The sequence below is a fragment of the Stenotrophomonas pictorum JCM 9942 genome, assembly GCF_001310775.1.
Lineage (GTDB): Bacteria > Pseudomonadota > Gammaproteobacteria > Xanthomonadales > Xanthomonadaceae > Stenotrophomonas > Stenotrophomonas pictorum.
The window spans coordinates 1-14,900 of record NZ_BAZI01000036.1 but is presented as its reverse complement, the minus strand read 5'-3'; the positions used below and the strand labels follow the sequence as shown (position 1 = coordinate 14,900).

Below are 14,900 nucleotides of genomic sequence, written 5' to 3'. Positions count from 1 at the left end.
GGGCGGCCGCGGGGGCAGCAGTCGGAGCGGTGCCCGCCTGCGCCATGATCAGTTGGCACTGCTGTTTCATGCTGGAGTCCTCAAGTTGGGCAACGATGGCCCGCTGGTGTCCCTCGCGAAGCGAGGCGAAAGCAGCCGCCGTGGTGGTCGACTGGATGCGGTGACGCAGCGAGGCATGTACCGCGCCGCTGGTGGTGGAGATGGCCGAGACGTAGGACAGCAACGCGGCTGCGGCCACGCTGCTGTCTGCGGTTTCGGGCTGCACGTCGGGAATGATCTCGTCGGCCAGGCCGAGCGCGACGGCATCGGCCGCGGTGAGCCAGTGGTCCTTGCGGTCGGTGAGCATCGTTTCGATGTCGGCCGGGTTCTTGGCGCGTGCGGAGTAGCTCTCCAGCATCGAGCGGCCGTACACATCGATGGCGTCTGCGCGATCGCGCAGGTCGCCAGCAAAGCCCCAACCGCCTCCCTGCGGGCCATGCACCATCATCATGGTGTTGGCGTGCATGCGACGGGTGCTGCCGGCCATCGCGATGAGGCTGGCGATGCTGGCGGCCACGCCATCGACGGTGACATTGATGGTGGCCGGGTGCTGCTTGAGCGCGTTGTAGATGGCGAGGCCATCGGTGACAACGCCGCCATCAGAGTTGATGCGCACGTTGATGACGCTGGCGGTGGTGCCGGCCAGCTGCTCCACCACGCCCATGGCGGTGACGCCTTCGCCCCAGTAGTAGTCGCCGATGGGGCCGTAGATCAGCAACTCGGCCTCGCCACCGGTGGTGGTATTGAGTGCCAGCACGGATTTGCCTTTCGACTCCGGCGCCAGCGTTTCCAGGCCGATGTTGTCGAAGGAGAACGATGCGGCCAGCACCAGGGCGATTCCGGCGTGCAGCCGGTGCGGGTGAAGGTGATTCATTGGGTGTCCTCGGTGACGTGCGGGAGAGTCGGATCGGCCTGCACGGATTGAGCGACGCCGGAATCGCTGACCTGCCCTGGATCGCTGTCCAGCGTGATGCCCAGCTCATTGGCCCAGGCACGCTCGTTGCGGATCTCTTCCAACGTGTCGTACATGCGGCCGCCACGCTCGCTGATGACAGACGTGAGCGAGCGGATGCCGGCGCGGATCATCATCCGCAGGCCAGTGGCTTCGTGGACAGGGTTGATCCACGGCATGACCGGCGGCATGAACATGGCATCGGAAACGGTGGCGCGCGAAACGCCCGCCGGGATCACCAGCTCACCCGATGCGATGGCCGCCTGGATGAAGCGCTCGTAGATGGGGCGCACGATCTGCGAAATAACTTCGTAGGCCAGCACGCCGTAGGCGCCGTACTGCTCCACCAGCTCCTGCCGCTGCGCGGAGTAGGTGCCGTTGTAGTTCTTGGACAGCGAGGAAAACGACACGCGCATGCCGCCTGCAACAGCGCGCAGCTGGCCGTTGCGGTAGGTTTCCAGATTCGGGTTTGGGCGGTTGGTGTCGACCGTGCCGACGCTTTCGCCCTGCACAAGGTCATCGAACACCATGCCCGGCTGGAAGCGCATGCGGCGGCCGTGCGGCTTGTCTTCGTTCTCGCCGTAGCTCTGCGGATCGCCCTTGATGATGAAGGCGGCCATGCTGGCGGCGATCTTGGCGGCGACGCGCTCGGACTCTTCGTAGTCCTTCAGGTCATCCAGCCGGGTGAGCACGGAAGCCAGCACGCTGACGCCACGCACCTGGCCGATGCGGTCCACCATCTTGGCATGATGCACGAAATCCGCGCTGACACGCTTAATCTGCGGCATCAGCACGTTTGGATCGCCGGGGTGCTGTTTGTAGAGGTGGTACGCAACGGGGCGACCCCACGCGTTGCGCTCCACGCCCTGGATGATGTTGCGCGTGGAATCGTTGAGGTCGAGCGGCATCAAGTCCGGCTCGATCATCTCAATGCTGTACGGCACGATGGTGCCGTGGTCGAGATACGGCACCGGGCCGATCAGGTCCTGGTACAGGCACTCGCCATCGCGGAACAAGGTGCGGGCCATGAGCCGCTGGGCGGCGCCGAAGTCGTGGCACCAGCTGACTTCCGGGCGCTTCCAAAAGTCACGCAACAGCGGCGTGATCTGATCGACCAGCGATTCCACGATGTTGCCGTTGGCATCGCGCGGCTGCGGCTCAATGCCGATACCGTCGCGGCCGATGACGTTCTGCACCATCTGGTTGAAGCCGTTGACCACGATGTCGTGGTTGCGGTCCAGGTGGCGGGCCTGCGCGCGAATGCGGACGGAGCCGCTGGCAACGACGGTGTTGCCGGAACCGTAGTCGCGCGCGGACTCCCGCAGGCGTGTGGGGTTGGCCGCATCGTAGGCCGAGCTGTACGCGGCGATTTTTGCGCGGGCGTGGGCGCGCCTGGCACCCCAGCCGGGCGAGATGGCGGCGATGGCAGAATCGAGCCGGTTCATTCGCGGCACCGGAAATCAGCCAGCGCGACCGACATGCGACTGCCGCCGCGGGTTTCAGATGCGACTCGCGCCTCCCATTCACGACGCCCGGCGCGGATCTCGCAAGGTCGGCGCGGGTGAGTTGGCGCTCTCCCATCCGCCAGGACTGACCCGACAGCACCGCCTGCTCGGCGTTGATGTAGGTCTGCAGCATGGTTTGTGCGGTCGTCGCCATGTTGCATAGCTTGACGACGCTACTGTCTCACCCGTTACCAGAAACGTGAGACACCGGTGTTTTTCAGGCCTTTAGAATCAATTACTTAAAAAATAACTGTCTCACGCTATGCCGGAAGTGTGAGACATATTGTCACGCGCTCTTTTTCGGCAGGCCGCCCGGGAACATGCGATGCAGCGTGGAGCGCGAAACGCCGTGGCGAATCCGCACCTGGTTGACCGGCATACCGGACTCCAAGTCACGCTGGATGCGCAGCTGTCGCTCGCTCTGGGCGGCTGACGGAGGTGCCTTGGGGATGTGGAGCCGCTCGCCGCCGAACTCTGTTTGCAGCACAGCCACGACCGCGGTGGCGTACGGCATGGCGTGCTCCTCATTGAGCCCGGTCTGTTCGACGATGCCGCGCACGACCAGACGGCGCAGGTTTTCGACAGCATCGATATCACGCGTGTTGCTCATAGACGGGCGCTCCATCGGCTGGAGCCGAAATCCTCTTGTGATGTTTCACGGGAATCCAAATTACGTGCCGGCACGCTGGCGACTGGCGCGGGCTTGGCGGAATCAGCAACCACCACAGGCACCGGCGCAGGCAGAGGCGTGCTGAACAAGTCGTTCTCGGGCTGGACCTGTTCCTCCAGCTGGTCCCACCACTTCGTTTTGCGCGGGGACCAGAGATCGAGGCGCTCTTCCAACCAGATGGCGTAGGTGCAGCAGTCCTTGACCTCGTTGCGCTTGCGGATGGGCGTCCACCGAGATTCGGTGCCGGCCTTGGTGCGGCGCGTGGCGCGCACTTCAGCCGCCATCTGCTTGAACCACTCCGGACTCAGCTCGCTGGAAAAGTGGACGTAGCCCGGGCCGGGCGTAGCTACTTCAAGGCGCGACTGGAACCTATCTTTCGCGAGATTGGTGCTGACGTGCCACAGCACGGGGCCATTGCGCTCGGTCTTGCCGTTCCACTTGTAGCCGACGCGGGTGTTGCCGTTGTCGATAGCGCGCTCCTGGCCGCTGGCGCCCTTCACCGCGAACACGCGCAGCGCCTTGAGCTTGTGGGCGAAGGCGTAGACGGCATCGGGGTGGTGACCACCGGAGTCGATGGCGGTGGCGTAGATGCGCTGGGTGCGACCGCAGGCGTGTGTGTACTCGGCGGTGCGCAGGAACTCTTCGGCTTCGTCCCACACAGCTTGCTGCGCGGGGTTGCCGAAGATCACGCGGTGGTCGATGGTCCACAGCTGACCACCGCGGCCAACGCCCCACACACCGAACTCGAGGCGGTTGCCCTGCGTGTCGCCGCCACATAGCAGCAGCAGGCAATCGCGCGGCATGTGACGCAGTGGGAAGGGCTCTGCGCGGGCTTGCAGCTCTTCGGCGTCGGTGCGCTCGATCTCGCCTTCCCACGCCCAGCCGAGCGTGGTGTTGACGAAGGCCTTCATCAGCGCATCGTCACCCTCCTGCTGCTTGGCGTAGGCGGCGAAGAAGTCCTGTGCGATCGACAGCCAGGTGACGGTAGGGCTGTAGGCGGTCCACACGTGCAAGCCGACGTGCAGCGGCGCCTGCAGCGGCTCGCCGGTGGTCGTAGTGAAGCGACCCTCATCCGTGAGCCAGATATCGCCGCGTTCATTGACCCATACACCACGCTCGGCGACGTTGAGGAAATCGCCCTGGCGCATGGGAAACGCGCAATGCGGGCACAGGTGGTAGACGCCCAGCAACGCCCCGGCTTCGTCGCGTTCGAACTTGAAGCCGTGCGGCTCATCCTTTCCGCCCCAGGTGAGCGGGTGTAGCTCTTCGCACTGCGGGCAGTGGACGTGCGGCGTGAAGCGCTCGTCGGCCTGGTCGAATCGGCGATCAATCAGGCTGAAACCCTTGAGCTTGGGCGTACTTCCGGCGATCAGCTTTGGGAAGGTGGCACCTTCCAAGCGCTTGCCGGCGAGGAAGTCGGGTGCGCCTTCCTTCTCCACGTCGTTGTCGAAGGCGTCCAGCTCGTCGAGCATAGCCACGTCGATGGAGATGCGGCGGTAGTTCTTTGCTGCCTTTCCGCCGCGCACACGCAACATGGAGCCGATGAACTTCTTCTGCTGGAGCGTGTTGTCCTTGTGCCGATGCAGGTAGGACGGGAACACGCTGCGCATGACCTCCACGTCACGCAGCATGGGCTCCAGCTCGGACTTTACGAAGTCCTCGGCGTCATCGTCGGTGGGCTGCCACAGCGCCTGGTTGCGGCGGCGGTGCTCGGCGTTGTAGCCGATGAAGGCGAGCAGGATCTTGGTGTAACCGACGCGAGCGGATTTCTTGATGTCGACGAAGCGCACATCGTCGTTGCTCATCACTGCCATCATGGCCCGCTGGAACGGCCAGGGCGTCCACGACTGCTCGACGTAGCTGGATTCGGCAGACAGATAGAAGTTGTCGCGCGCCCACCATTCGAGCGTGACCGGCTCCTGGGCGGCGAAGGCGGACAGCCCGCGCACGAGGTGGCGCTCTACGGCCTGCAGCTGGGTGGGATCGACGCCGCTGAGCAGGCTCATTCGGCGTCACCTTCAGCGGGGACGGTATCGTCAGGGGTCATTGCGTCATCGTCGGTGTCCACGTCGGCCAGCTTCATCGATGCGGCGAGGTTGCGGGCCTTGGCGACGATTCCCGTGACGACGGCGATGTCGTCGCTGCTGAGCTGCGGCAGCCGGCGGCGCAACGTGCCCGGGATGGTTTCCAGCAGACGCGCCGCACGGGCACCGGCGCGGGAAAGCACCTCCTCCAGTACGTAGGCCGGCGCCAGCTCGCCGCGGGTGACCGCGTTCTGCATTGCGATCTTGTCGGCTTGCTCGCGGGCCAAGCGCGCACGCTCTGCTACCAGCTCCGCACCGCTCTCCCCACCACGCCGGCGGCCATTTCACGCAGGTGGTCGCAATAAGCCAGCAGCCACTCATCGGCACTTGCGCCGTCAGGAAGGATCTTTCGGCGGACCAGCTCACTGACGGCCGGCTGGGTGATGCCGACTAGGTCGCCGAAACCGGCTTGGGTCATGGGCGAGGACAGGTCACGCATCAACATAACCCCCCTTGAAAACCCCTGTGACTAGCGCTTTGTCGGGGTCCGAATTACCCGTGACAGCCCCCCTCCAGGAGGACCCGCGAACCTGAACAGCCCGAAGTCCCCGCGAACCTGAACGAGCGGGATGACCAGCCGGCCCGATGGATTCCCGTGGAACACAGCACGCAAGAGCCATCAGTTCAGCCCTCCACCGCGCCCAGACTCGGATGCGATGGATATGTGCGGCGCCGGTCCTTCGAAGTCATCGATTCGGCCGAATCCCAATGCGTTTCGTGCCCACACCGTTCCCGTCTCACCCTCTCGCTGCTTGGCAATGATCATCTCCACGAATCCCGTGAGCTGGCTGACCTTTCCCTCCTGCTGCGCGTAGTAGTCGTCGCGGTAGAGGAAGACGATCAGGTCGGCATCCTGCTCGATGGCCCCCGACTCTCGAAGGTCACTCATGCGCGGCCGCTTGTTCGTGCGAGCCTCCAGTCCTCGATTCAACTGCGACAGCACCACCACCGGACAATCCATCTCCTTTGCCAGTCGCTTGCACGCACCTGAGATATCGCCAATCTCTGTCGACTCTTTCGTTTTCCCGGGCAGTGGGATCAGGTGCAGGTGGTCGATGACGACTAACCCCAGCTTTCCCTTCATGCGCTCGCGCCGGCACCGTGCAGCAATCTGCGCCATGCTCAGCCCAGGGCTGTCATCGATCAGCAGCCCTGACTCATTGAGGCTCTTTACCGCTGCGGAGACGCGCGGCCAATGCGAGTTTTCACCATCATCTGTTGGCTTCTGCAGCCAGCTCAGCGGCACATCCGTCAGCGAAGCTACTGCGCGGTTGTAGATAGCCGTGTCCGTCATCTCCAGATTGAAGATCAACGCACGCTGACCACGCATAGCCACCGACGTTGCGACGTTCACCGCCCATGCCGACTTACCCATCGCCGGCCGCGCAGCCACGACCACCAGCTCGCCGGGCTTCAAGCCGTTTGTGATTGAGTTGAATTTCGCCCAGGGCGTTGCCAGTCCCTGCAGCTCGGCGCCATTGTTGTAGCGATGCGTCAGCGCCTCATACCAGCGCTTCCCCACCACTTTCGCAGCCTTCACAGAACCTTGCCGAACGCCCTGCAGCTCCGCCAGCTGCTGCGTGGCACCCGCAACGATCACGGAAACGTCTTCACCCTGGGGCGAGAACCCCCGCTCCATCAGCTCACGGCCGACGCCAATCAGCTGCCGCTGAACCGACTTCGATTTGACAATCTCCGCATACGCCACAATGTTCGCCGCCGAGGGCGTGGTGGTCGCCAGTTCGGTCAGGTAACTACCACCATCAATGCTTTCGCCGTGGCCGCGCTCCAACAGCCAGTCGGCCATGCTCACCGCGTCCATTGGCCGCGGGGGATCGCATGCCGACATGTCCAGCATCGCCGTATAGATCCTCTGGTGTGCGACGTTGAAGAAGTCGGTCGACTTGAGCCAGTCGCTCACCTTTGCCAGCGATTCGTTCACCAGCATCACGCCGCCCAACACAGCCTGCTCAGCGTCGATCGCGCAAGGCGCCTGTCGCAGCATCCCGCCATCAGCGTCCCCCATCACGCGGCCACCGCCTGCGCCTGGACTTCACGCTGCGCCTGCTTGCCGGCGGTGGTCAGCTCCCATGTACCGCCGTTGTCCCACCACAGCTTTCCCCAGTTCTCCCGGACGCAGTTGCCGAACGCCTGACGCCAACCACGAACGCCAACCTGGCGTTTATCCGCATGGCGGGCCTTGAACCAACCCCAAGCCAAGCCGACGAACTCACCCGGCAGCCCGATCCTCTCCGCGTAGACGAACACAGCGTTGTCCTCGGGCAACAGATCCTCGCCGGCATCGGCACACGCCGCGGCGAACTCCAGCCACGTCATCCGCTTACCGCTTTTGCCCTTGCTTGAATCATTTCCATCGGCCCCCTTGGGGGCTATGGGGGTATTACTTCTTTCTCTTACTCTAGGTACGCTTTCCGTAACTCTCGAAGCGTTACTGTCGGCGTTACCCTTTCCGCGATGCGCACCGACGCGTTTTGCCGTAAGTGCCCGTTTCTTTGCGGTTTCTCCATTGTGACGATCAAACTTTGGCAGGCTCAGCCCGTCTTCAGTAGCCTCAAGCCAGCCACACGCAACCATCGCATCACCGAAACCTGTAGCGGTTGCGACGTGATCAATGATCGAAACCGTAACGCCAGCAGCGTTACCGTTCTCGGTGTGAGAATCGAACCATCGCCACACCTTCAGCAGCTTGCCAACCACTGCATCAGGATCGAGCGAGCAGCGCGAAGCGATCTGCCACACCTCCGGTTTCTCCGGCAGATCAACGCCCATCTTCAGCCACGCAGCCATAACTCACTCTCCCTCGCCAGGCGTTTGTTCAGTAGCCCGCGCAAGTGACACACCGGCGATACTTTTTCCTTCATCGCGTAACGCACCGGGCGTTACATCAGTAACGCCATACAGCGGAATCACCCTTTGCCGTTGCCTTGCCGCATCCACGCGCAGCTGCTCACGCAGTGCCAACGCATCAGCGCCCTGCACACCTGGTGATTCATCGTCCAGTGCCGCAGCAGCGGCGGCAATCTGTGCACGGCATGCCGGCATGTCCGCCGGACGCCAACGGCGGCGGATCAGTGCGCGCACCGTGTGCGTGAGATGGCGCTTCATCCTTCCACCATCCCGCCCAATCGCTGCAGCAGTGCAGCAATACGAGCCATGGCGGCCTGCCCACAGTCATGGATGGCTGCCAACTCTGCCGGTGTCAGCTCACCGTCTGCCAGTGCGCGATGGATGGAGCCGAACAGGTCGCCCTGGGATCCACCTACTGCTGCCACCAGCTCCAGCACCGCCATGTCACTTGCGTGCCTGTCATCGCCTCCGGGGGCTGCCAGCACGATATGGCCGCATTCCTGCGCGAACGCCTGCAGGATGCGCATATCGCCGGTAAGCCCGGTGATTCGCACCGCCTCCTTCAATGTGAGGTGATGCGTGCCAGCATTCGGGTTCACCTTGCTCCGCAGCACTGCGGCACCGATCCCGGCACGCGGGCCAAGGCTCTCACTACCACCGGGGTAGTCGTGCACCACGGCATGTGCCGCGTCGTCAACGTTCATGCAGCCACCAGGCGAACGTGTTTTTGGAAGAGGGCACCGCCCAACATCGCGGCATGACCAACCACCCAGCCCCGCTGCGCTTCACCACGCTCCGCCGGTTCGATATCCGCACCGGTCCGGGCGCTGTCGTCGCGGTCTTCTTTGAGCCGGCCGATACCTCCCGCGATCAGAAGCCCAATGCCAATTCCCAGCAGCAGAGTGGCCAGCGCAAACCGCAGGGTCTTCGCAGTGTCTAAGCGGCGCATATCAGCGCACCTCGCACAGATGCAGCGGCCGGCCAGCGGCGCGGCACTGCTGGAGAAGGGACGACCACTGGTCGCTGGTCAGCACCGGCTCGAAGCCGGCCGCACCTTCGATCAGGGGTTCATCAAGCAGCACGCCGATATCGGCGTTGCCCAGGTCATCAGCCAGTGGCTCAACGTGGTGCGCCACTCAGGCGGCCTCGCTCACGGGAACAGCTGGAGCTGCTTCGGCCGTCGCGTCCGCGGCGGCCGGGGTTCGGCGCGCCTCCGGGGAGTCCGGGCCGAACACAGCAGGCTTAAGGACGAACGCAAGTTTCAGCGCCCAACGCTCATCGATCGCCCCGTCAGGCCACTGGTAGACAGCAGACGGTGTGATCCCAAGCGCCCTCGCAAGCGCCGACGCATTACCGTCGTACGCAGAAATGGCCTGCTCTTTCGTGATCTCAGGGGTCTTCATGCCCAAGATATTAGCGCGCTTACTTTTGAACATGCAAGCACGCTGTGATGCACTGCCTATAAGCTGGCTTACATGCCTATGTCACTTGCTCAACGACTCACCCTCGCCCGCACCGAATCGGGCTTCACTGAAGCTGCAGAAGCTGCCAGGAAGGCCGGGGTAACTCCGTCAGCGCTCTATCAGCTGGAGGATGGAACGACGAAGTCACTAAGTGGGCAAACCGCCGTCAAGCTGGGCCGGATCTACCGGAGTTCAGGCTGGAGTGGCTGATCGATGGCAGCGGCCCACAGCGCCGCGACGATCCCCTCCCGTCAGCCTCATACAGTGAGACACCACCGGGCTATGTTGCTTCCGCGTTATGGAAGGCGAAGCCTCAGGGGGCTATGGCGTAGTGAACGATGACTTCCCGGAAGTAGTCCAGGAGATGGACGTCGCAGAATGGCAGGTGCGAAGCCAGATTGGCTTTGTCCCGGAAAAGGACCGCGTGAAACTGGTGACAGTTCGCGGAGATTCCATGTACCCCGACATTAAGAACGGTGATGTTGTGATGGTCGATGTACGCCGCGAGTTCTTCGACGGCGACGGTATCTACCTCATCAATTTGAACGGTTACACGCTGGTAAAGCGGCTACAGATGCTGCCTGATGGCCTGCACGTCATCAGTACAAATGCGAAGTACCGCAGCCAAGTTATTCCACCCAGCGACATTGAAAGCATCCATGTCGCCGGGCGTGTTCTCGGCGCTGCGCTGATGCGCAGAGCAGAAGAGTTCTGAGCACTCCTGTCCCAATAAACGGGATCTTCCAGCCCCAGCATGTTGAAGTCCGCCGAGCTCTCTAAAGCCCCCGCATAAAGATTGTTGACGCTGAGATCAGCTCCCCATGTGCAACTGCCGATGGGGCCTCAAGCTGCACAGTAAAAGCCTCGTATACACGTTTCAGCTCTGAGGCCTTATGGTGATCAAGCTGCCGGTATGCATCCACGCATAACATCGCCGCCGCGATTTCATCGCTCTTTGCCGGTTGTGACATAAGCCGCGCCGTGCTGACACGCTCCATGTTGGAAAGACAGCGCAGGTAGTCAATGCGCTTGAGTGCCACAGCGTCGGGCTGGGCAGTCAATGACAACGCGAGAAGAATCAAAGAATGCATGTTCTGTCCAGCCCTTTGTATGCAGGACGGCGAGTCTGTGCGGGTCAACGGGCATTTTGTCACAGCACTCCCGCCACTACCTGGCAAGAGATGCAGCACGCGGACATATAAGCGCACTTGCATTCAAAAAATTAGCATGCTTATATGTGCCCACCAGCAGTCCCTGCTGGCGGGCGACCGGCGGGTCGCCACCCTGCCGGCTCCTCCCCTGACCGGCAGCAGGCCACTCCCCAGCCGCACTGACCCGCCGGCGCCCTCCCTCTTCCGGAGAGCGCCATGAGCACGCAGCAACTCGCAAATGACGTATCCGCACCGGCCTCCCTGCCGCTGCGCGCACTGCACTGCCTGCTTTACGTAGCCGCCCGCGAACACCGCCGCGCCATCCTGCTGCGCGGGCGCAGTGCTGGCGAACACAGCAAGAACCAGAAGCGCCGCAGCCGCCGCATGGGCGTGGCCAGCCGTATGGCTGAAGCATTCGCCCGCGACACCGCGGCGGAGGCCCGGGCATGAGCACGCGCATCTTCCTGCACCGCTTCAATGCCGCTGATGGCACGCCCCGCGCCCGCGTGCTCGATCACAACGCCATCGACGACTTTCGCGCCTTCGATCCGAACGCCACCGTCGAAGAGCTGGACGCCCTGGCACTGAGCGACCTGCTCGCCGCCGACCGTGCTTTTGATCGCGTCGTCGCAGACACCCAGGCGCATCACCGCCGTGTCGCCGAGCGAGGCTACCCCGCGATCGAAGCACCTACCACCCGGGAACTCTGCGAGCGCTACATCGCCGCCGAAATTGACCGTGCCGATGCCATTGAGCGCTGCACACACAACGCGGCAGCAGCGCCTCACCAGAGCGCTGCAAACACCAGCGGAGTTCCGGCATGAACACCCTTCCCATCGAAGAACACTTCCCCACCGGCCATGGCGGGGAAACCCTGGTGCTGATGGTCTGCGCCGGCTTTCTGTGGGCTGGCCGCTACGGCCAGAGCACTGCCGGTGCGCCGAAACAGGTTGCCGTCAGCGTTGCCCGGCGCGTCACCGCTCGCACCAGCACCCTGCATGTGGGCGGTGCCCGCTTCGCACTCAATCCGCTCGCCCTGCAGCGCGCCTGCCGCTGGCTCGACCGCCAGGGCGTCAAAGTAAGGGAGTCCCGCGCATGAGCGCCGACATCTACACGCTGCACACCTTCCAATCCGCGCGGAAGTTCGCCGCCCGTGCCGGAGTGAGCGATGCCCAGGCCTTCGCACGCATCCGTGAAGCCCAGCGCCATGGCGCGCAGGGAAACCATGTCGTCGGCGAACTGCTGCAGCTGTCCATACAGCGTCGCAGCACAAGCAGACCAAACCCGCCCGGCGGTGCTGCATGAGCGACGCTCTTGAGCGCGAGCTGAAGCGGCGCGCACGCGAGGACATGGTCCTGATGGGGGTGATTGCGGGTGTGGCATTCGCCCTTGGCGCAGGCGTCGCCACAGTGCTGGGAGCCTGGGCATGAAGACCGCTGATCTTGTCGCCCTGTTCTGGATCGGCACCGCGCTCGGCGTGCTGTCGTGCCTCATCCACCGCGCGTGGGTCACCAGCGCCCACTCGCTGCTGCTGGTGTTCGCGGCCGCGTGGCTGGCCCTTGTCGTCTACGCCATCAAGCGATGGCGGCGCGCACTGCGACGCCGCCGTATCGGGTTCCTGCGCCCCAATCCGCCGTCCGTCACCGAATAGTCCGCGCCCGCCCAAACTTACCGGAGCCTTACATGCACCTCCAACCCGTCGCGAAGCGCGCCCTGCTGGCCGCATTCGCCTCCCAGGGACACACCCTGCGCCGCACCCGCGGCGGATTCGTCAGCACGCCAGTGCAGGTCAAGACCAGCAAGGCCGTCACCGTGGAAGTCTTCACCCGGCGCGCCATCAACTGGCTGGACAACGCTGGCCTGGTCGCCTTCGACGACCCGGAATTCCCACGCACGGTGAAGCTCACCGAGCGCGGCGTGGGTATGGCCCAGCAACTCACTCTGGCCGGCAATGAAAAGGCGGTGGCCGCGTGAAGCGCTCCGTCATCGTCTTTGGCCCCAAGGGCAGCGGCAAGACCCATCACGCTGAGCAGCTGCGCCAGCACTTCGGTATGAAGTGCATCGTCGACAACTGGGACGGCAGCCGCCCGTTCCCAAGCTACGACTGCCTGGTACTCACCAACAACGCACACCCGCAGATTGCTGCGCGTGGCAACTACTACGTGCTGAACAAGGCGCTGCTGAAGGCGGCGGGGGTGGAAACACCATGACGGCGCCCACCGCCCCACAAATTCTGACGGCCGCCGCTGACGACATCGCCCAGCGCGCCCTGCTGCGCGAACAGCCCACCGGCGAGCGCTCCATGGCTCGCACCGTGGCCGCGTTCAACGCCATGTTCGGCACCAACATCACCGAATCCCAGGGCTGGCAGTTCATGGAGCTGCTGAAGATGAGCCGCGGTGCCGCCGGCAGTTATCACGCCGACGACCACCTCGACCGCACTGCCTACGCCGCCCTCGGCGCAGAAGCCGCCGCACGGGAGGTTGACGCATGCGCCTGAAAGAGATCCTTCAGACATGGAAGGAGGCTAGGCAGATAGCCGCTGAGAAGCGGCGTATCGAAGGTCTCGCCGCAGCAAAACTACAGGCTGCACTGCACTTCAACAACCTCCACGCCTATCACCACAAAGGTCGGCAGGAATGGATGTGCCCCTTCTGCAACCGGATACACCCGCGACTGCAAGAGATCAGTGTGTTGACGGGCTACCAGTACCCAGCGTGCTGCGATTTCCCGGAAGGCCACAAGCAATACAAGAGCCACGGATACGAAAGGAATCATCCATGCCTTCCCTGAAAATCGCCGACCGCCTCGTTTCCATGTTCACAATGAGATTCATCTCCCGCATCGCAGGCCGGCGTCCGCCCGACTTCATCGTCGGCGCCGATGATCCCGCTGGCGCGTACCTGCTGCGCTGGTATCTCACCCCGTGGCGCGGCTGGTACCGGCATATCGACGATGCCCAGCGCACCCGCTGGCAGCGTTTCGCCGTGTGGCTGAGCATGCGCCTACAACGTGTACCTGCACAAGTTCCTGCGCAGCGATGACGAACGCGCCCTGCACGATCACCCATGGGCCTGGGCCTCGCTGCTGCTAGCCGGCAGCTACATCGAGCACACCATCGCCGCCGGCGGCATCCACCAGCGCAACGTGCGCTTCCCCGGCTCGCTCAAACTGAGCGGCCCGCGCACCGCGCACCGTATTGACTTGTGGAACACGATCAACGGCGGCCCGGCGCCCTGCTGGACGCTATTCATCACCACGCCAATCCTGCGCGAATGGGGCTTCCACTGCCCGCAGCGGGGCTGGGTGCACTGGCGCGACTTCACCGCCACGGCCGATGGCCGCCGCGGCGAGATCGGCAAGGGGTGCGACGCATGACCGCACTCAACCTCACTCCGGCCGATATTCGCGGCGGCACCAATCGGTCTGCCGGTATCCGCGCCGTGCTCCGTGCCAACGGTCCCAGCACCACCGATGAAATCTGCCTCGCCATGGGGATCACCGACAGCTACACGCGGGCCGCCGTGCGGTCCACCATGCGCGCGCTGAAGCAGGACGGAATCGTTACCTGCGCCGAAGGTGCCAAGCCTCTGCGCTGGCGCATCCTGCGCGAACCGCAGGAGCGCAACATCTCCGTCGCGCCACGCCCACGTGGGCAGATGTGGGCCGAGCGACAAGCCACCGCCTACAAAAACGCCGAAGCCGCCTATCTGAAATGGCGTGACGAGACCGCTGCCGACAAGCGATCCATCGGCGAACGTGTGCGCCAGATCGTCAAGCAACTAGGCACCGCCTCCGCCGATGAGATCTACACCGCGCTCGGTCTGTCGCCGGAAGTGGGCCGCGTGCGCATGTACTCCATCATCCACAACCAGGCGCGCGACGGCATGCTGGAGCGCATTCCAGGGCGACCACTCCGCTACCGCTGGCTGCGCGACGCGAAGCACACTGCCACACCTCGCCACCAGCCGGCCGGCAACAACGCAAAGCGCACCGCCACCCGACTGAAGCGCCAGGCAGCGAGGCAGGCCCAACAGCAGCAGCGAGCCGAGGCTCGCCGCATCGCCCGTGAGCAGCGCATCGCACAGCAGCAGCTCGCCCGCGACGCCCGCCAGCGCGCTGCACTTGAACGCGCCCAACTGCGCGCGCAGAAGCAGAGCGCCCCACA

General features: G+C 63.9%; 29 protein-coding genes. 15 read left to right on the top strand and 14 right to left on the bottom strand.

The window, feature by feature from the left end:
- The 13 genes from JCM9942_RS03900 to JCM9942_RS03845 form a co-directional block, all read right to left on the bottom strand.
- Positions 1–913, bottom strand: a 913-nt coding sequence (locus JCM9942_RS03900) for a head maturation protease, ClpP-related (protein ID WP_172675038.1), incomplete at its 3' end; no start/stop codon positions are given.
- A complete protein-coding gene (locus JCM9942_RS03895; RefSeq protein WP_054657782.1) occupies positions 910–2,436 on the bottom strand; it encodes a phage portal protein in 1,527 nt (508 codons plus the stop codon). The genes JCM9942_RS03895 and JCM9942_RS03900, both read right to left, overlap by 4 nt.
- A 346-nt stretch (positions 2,437–2,782) precedes the next feature.
- Complete coding sequence (locus JCM9942_RS03890) at positions 2,783–3,106, bottom strand: helix-turn-helix domain-containing protein (protein ID WP_054657780.1); 324 nt, start codon at positions 3,104–3,106, stop codon at positions 2,783–2,785.
- Entirely contained in the window at positions 3,103–5,172 is a 2,070-nt protein-coding gene (locus JCM9942_RS03885) for a phage terminase large subunit family protein (RefSeq protein WP_054657778.1), read from the bottom strand. The genes JCM9942_RS03890 and JCM9942_RS03885 overlap by 4 nt, the downstream gene beginning before the upstream one ends.
- Positions 5,169–5,498: a terminase small subunit gene (locus tag JCM9942_RS19595; protein WP_425478306.1), complete on the bottom strand. Its 330-nt coding sequence runs from the start codon at positions 5,496–5,498 to the stop codon at positions 5,169–5,171. Before JCM9942_RS19595 ends, JCM9942_RS03885 begins: the two co-directional genes overlap by 4 nt.
- Positions 5,492–5,668 (bottom strand): hypothetical protein, encoded by a 177-nt coding sequence (locus tag JCM9942_RS19590; RefSeq protein WP_218185453.1) that lies wholly within the window; start codon positions 5,666–5,668, stop codon positions 5,492–5,494. The genes JCM9942_RS19595 and JCM9942_RS19590 overlap by 7 nt, the downstream gene beginning before the upstream one ends.
- Positions 5,669–5,869: 201 nt before the next feature.
- Entirely contained in the window at positions 5,870–7,276 is a 1,407-nt protein-coding gene (gene dnaB / locus JCM9942_RS03870; RefSeq protein WP_054657772.1) for a replicative DNA helicase, read from the bottom strand.
- Entirely contained in the window at positions 7,276–8,058 is a 783-nt protein-coding gene (locus JCM9942_RS18810; RefSeq protein WP_145974286.1) for a hypothetical protein, read from the bottom strand. The genes dnaB and JCM9942_RS18810 overlap by 1 nt, the downstream gene beginning before the upstream one ends.
- Positions 8,059–8,061: 3 nt before the next feature.
- Positions 8,062–8,376, bottom strand: coding sequence for a hypothetical protein (locus JCM9942_RS18805; RefSeq protein ID WP_145974285.1), 315 nt, complete (start codon positions 8,374–8,376; stop codon positions 8,062–8,064).
- The gene (locus JCM9942_RS03860) at positions 8,373–8,822 is read right to left on the bottom strand and encodes a phage regulatory CII family protein (protein WP_054657768.1); all 450 of its coding nucleotides are present in this window, start codon (positions 8,820–8,822) and stop codon (positions 8,373–8,375) included. Before JCM9942_RS03860 ends, JCM9942_RS18805 begins: the two co-directional genes overlap by 4 nt.
- Positions 8,819–9,067 (bottom strand): hypothetical protein, encoded by a 249-nt coding sequence (locus tag JCM9942_RS18800; protein WP_145974284.1) that lies wholly within the window; start codon positions 9,065–9,067, stop codon positions 8,819–8,821. The genes JCM9942_RS03860 and JCM9942_RS18800 overlap by 4 nt, the downstream gene beginning before the upstream one ends.
- 1 nt (position 9,068) lies before the next feature.
- Positions 9,069–9,254 carry a hypothetical protein gene (locus JCM9942_RS03850; RefSeq protein WP_054657764.1) on the bottom strand — a complete coding sequence of 62 codons (186 nt, stop codon included), beginning with the start codon at positions 9,252–9,254 and terminating at the stop codon, positions 9,069–9,071.
- Positions 9,255–9,521 carry a Cro/CI family transcriptional regulator gene (locus tag JCM9942_RS03845; RefSeq protein ID WP_157722758.1) on the bottom strand — a complete coding sequence of 89 codons (267 nt, stop codon included), beginning with the start codon at positions 9,519–9,521 and terminating at the stop codon, positions 9,255–9,257.
- A gap of 72 nt (positions 9,522–9,593) precedes the next feature.
- On the opposite strand from JCM9942_RS03845, the gene JCM9942_RS20650 reads away from it, so the two are divergent.
- Together JCM9942_RS20650 and JCM9942_RS03840 are read left to right on the top strand one after the other, a co-directional pair.
- Positions 9,594–9,791, top strand: a complete 198-nt coding sequence (locus tag JCM9942_RS20650; protein WP_157722757.1) for a helix-turn-helix domain-containing protein — start codon at positions 9,594–9,596, stop codon at positions 9,789–9,791.
- A 121-nt stretch (positions 9,792–9,912) separates the two neighbouring features.
- Positions 9,913–10,296, top strand: coding sequence for a S24 family peptidase (locus tag JCM9942_RS03840; RefSeq protein WP_054657760.1), 384 nt, complete (start codon positions 9,913–9,915; stop codon positions 10,294–10,296).
- Positions 10,297–10,357: 61 nt separating this feature from the next.
- On the opposite strand, the gene JCM9942_RS03835 is transcribed toward JCM9942_RS03840, so the two are convergent.
- On the bottom strand, positions 10,358–10,672 hold the full coding sequence (locus tag JCM9942_RS03835; RefSeq protein WP_054657758.1) for a hypothetical protein: 315 nt from the start codon (positions 10,670–10,672) through the stop codon (positions 10,358–10,360).
- A gap of 276 nt (positions 10,673–10,948) precedes the next feature.
- Here JCM9942_RS03835 and JCM9942_RS03830 point away from each other — a divergent pair, with 276 nt between their 5' ends.
- From JCM9942_RS03830 to JCM9942_RS03780, 13 genes are all read left to right on the top strand, one after another.
- Entirely contained in the window at positions 10,949–11,182 is a 234-nt protein-coding gene (locus tag JCM9942_RS03830; protein WP_054657756.1) for a hypothetical protein, read from the top strand.
- Positions 11,179–11,556 carry a hypothetical protein gene (locus tag JCM9942_RS03825; protein ID WP_054657754.1) on the top strand — a complete coding sequence of 126 codons (378 nt, stop codon included), beginning with the start codon at positions 11,179–11,181 and terminating at the stop codon, positions 11,554–11,556. Before JCM9942_RS03830 ends, JCM9942_RS03825 begins: the two co-directional genes overlap by 4 nt.
- Positions 11,553–11,831: a hypothetical protein gene (locus tag JCM9942_RS03820; protein WP_054657752.1), complete on the top strand. Its 279-nt coding sequence runs from the start codon at positions 11,553–11,555 to the stop codon at positions 11,829–11,831. The genes JCM9942_RS03825 and JCM9942_RS03820 overlap by 4 nt, the downstream gene beginning before the upstream one ends.
- Complete coding sequence (locus JCM9942_RS03815; protein ID WP_054657750.1) at positions 11,828–12,037, top strand: hypothetical protein; 210 nt, start codon at positions 11,828–11,830, stop codon at positions 12,035–12,037. Before JCM9942_RS03820 ends, JCM9942_RS03815 begins: the two co-directional genes overlap by 4 nt.
- Positions 12,034–12,162, top strand: coding sequence for a hypothetical protein (locus tag JCM9942_RS19960; RefSeq protein ID WP_256202289.1), 129 nt, complete (start codon positions 12,034–12,036; stop codon positions 12,160–12,162). The genes JCM9942_RS03815 and JCM9942_RS19960 overlap by 4 nt, the downstream gene beginning before the upstream one ends.
- Positions 12,159–12,383 carry a hypothetical protein gene (locus JCM9942_RS03810; protein WP_054657748.1) on the top strand — a complete coding sequence of 75 codons (225 nt, stop codon included), beginning with the start codon at positions 12,159–12,161 and terminating at the stop codon, positions 12,381–12,383. The genes JCM9942_RS19960 and JCM9942_RS03810 overlap by 4 nt, the downstream gene beginning before the upstream one ends.
- 32 nt (positions 12,384–12,415) lie before the next feature.
- A complete protein-coding gene (locus JCM9942_RS03805) occupies positions 12,416–12,706 on the top strand; it encodes a hypothetical protein (protein WP_054657746.1) in 291 nt (96 codons plus the stop codon).
- Entirely contained in the window at positions 12,703–12,942 is a 240-nt protein-coding gene (locus JCM9942_RS03800; protein WP_054657743.1) for a hypothetical protein, read from the top strand. The genes JCM9942_RS03805 and JCM9942_RS03800 overlap by 4 nt, the downstream gene beginning before the upstream one ends.
- Positions 12,939–13,232, top strand: a complete 294-nt coding sequence (locus JCM9942_RS03795; protein ID WP_054657741.1) for a DUF6378 domain-containing protein — start codon at positions 12,939–12,941, stop codon at positions 13,230–13,232. Before JCM9942_RS03800 ends, JCM9942_RS03795 begins: the two co-directional genes overlap by 4 nt.
- Complete coding sequence (locus tag JCM9942_RS18790) at positions 13,223–13,525, top strand: hypothetical protein (RefSeq protein ID WP_145974283.1); 303 nt, start codon at positions 13,223–13,225, stop codon at positions 13,523–13,525. Before JCM9942_RS03795 ends, JCM9942_RS18790 begins: the two co-directional genes overlap by 10 nt.
- Positions 13,513–13,776, top strand: coding sequence for a hypothetical protein (locus JCM9942_RS03790; protein ID WP_054657739.1), 264 nt, complete (start codon positions 13,513–13,515; stop codon positions 13,774–13,776). The genes JCM9942_RS18790 and JCM9942_RS03790 overlap by 13 nt, the downstream gene beginning before the upstream one ends.
- Positions 13,745–14,110: a hypothetical protein gene (locus JCM9942_RS03785; protein WP_054657737.1), complete on the top strand. Its 366-nt coding sequence runs from the start codon at positions 13,745–13,747 to the stop codon at positions 14,108–14,110. The genes JCM9942_RS03790 and JCM9942_RS03785 overlap by 32 nt, the downstream gene beginning before the upstream one ends.
- Positions 14,107–14,900, top strand: a 794-nt coding sequence (locus JCM9942_RS03780; RefSeq protein WP_218185452.1) for a helix-turn-helix domain-containing protein, incomplete at its 3' end; no start/stop codon positions are given. The genes JCM9942_RS03785 and JCM9942_RS03780, both read left to right, overlap by 4 nt.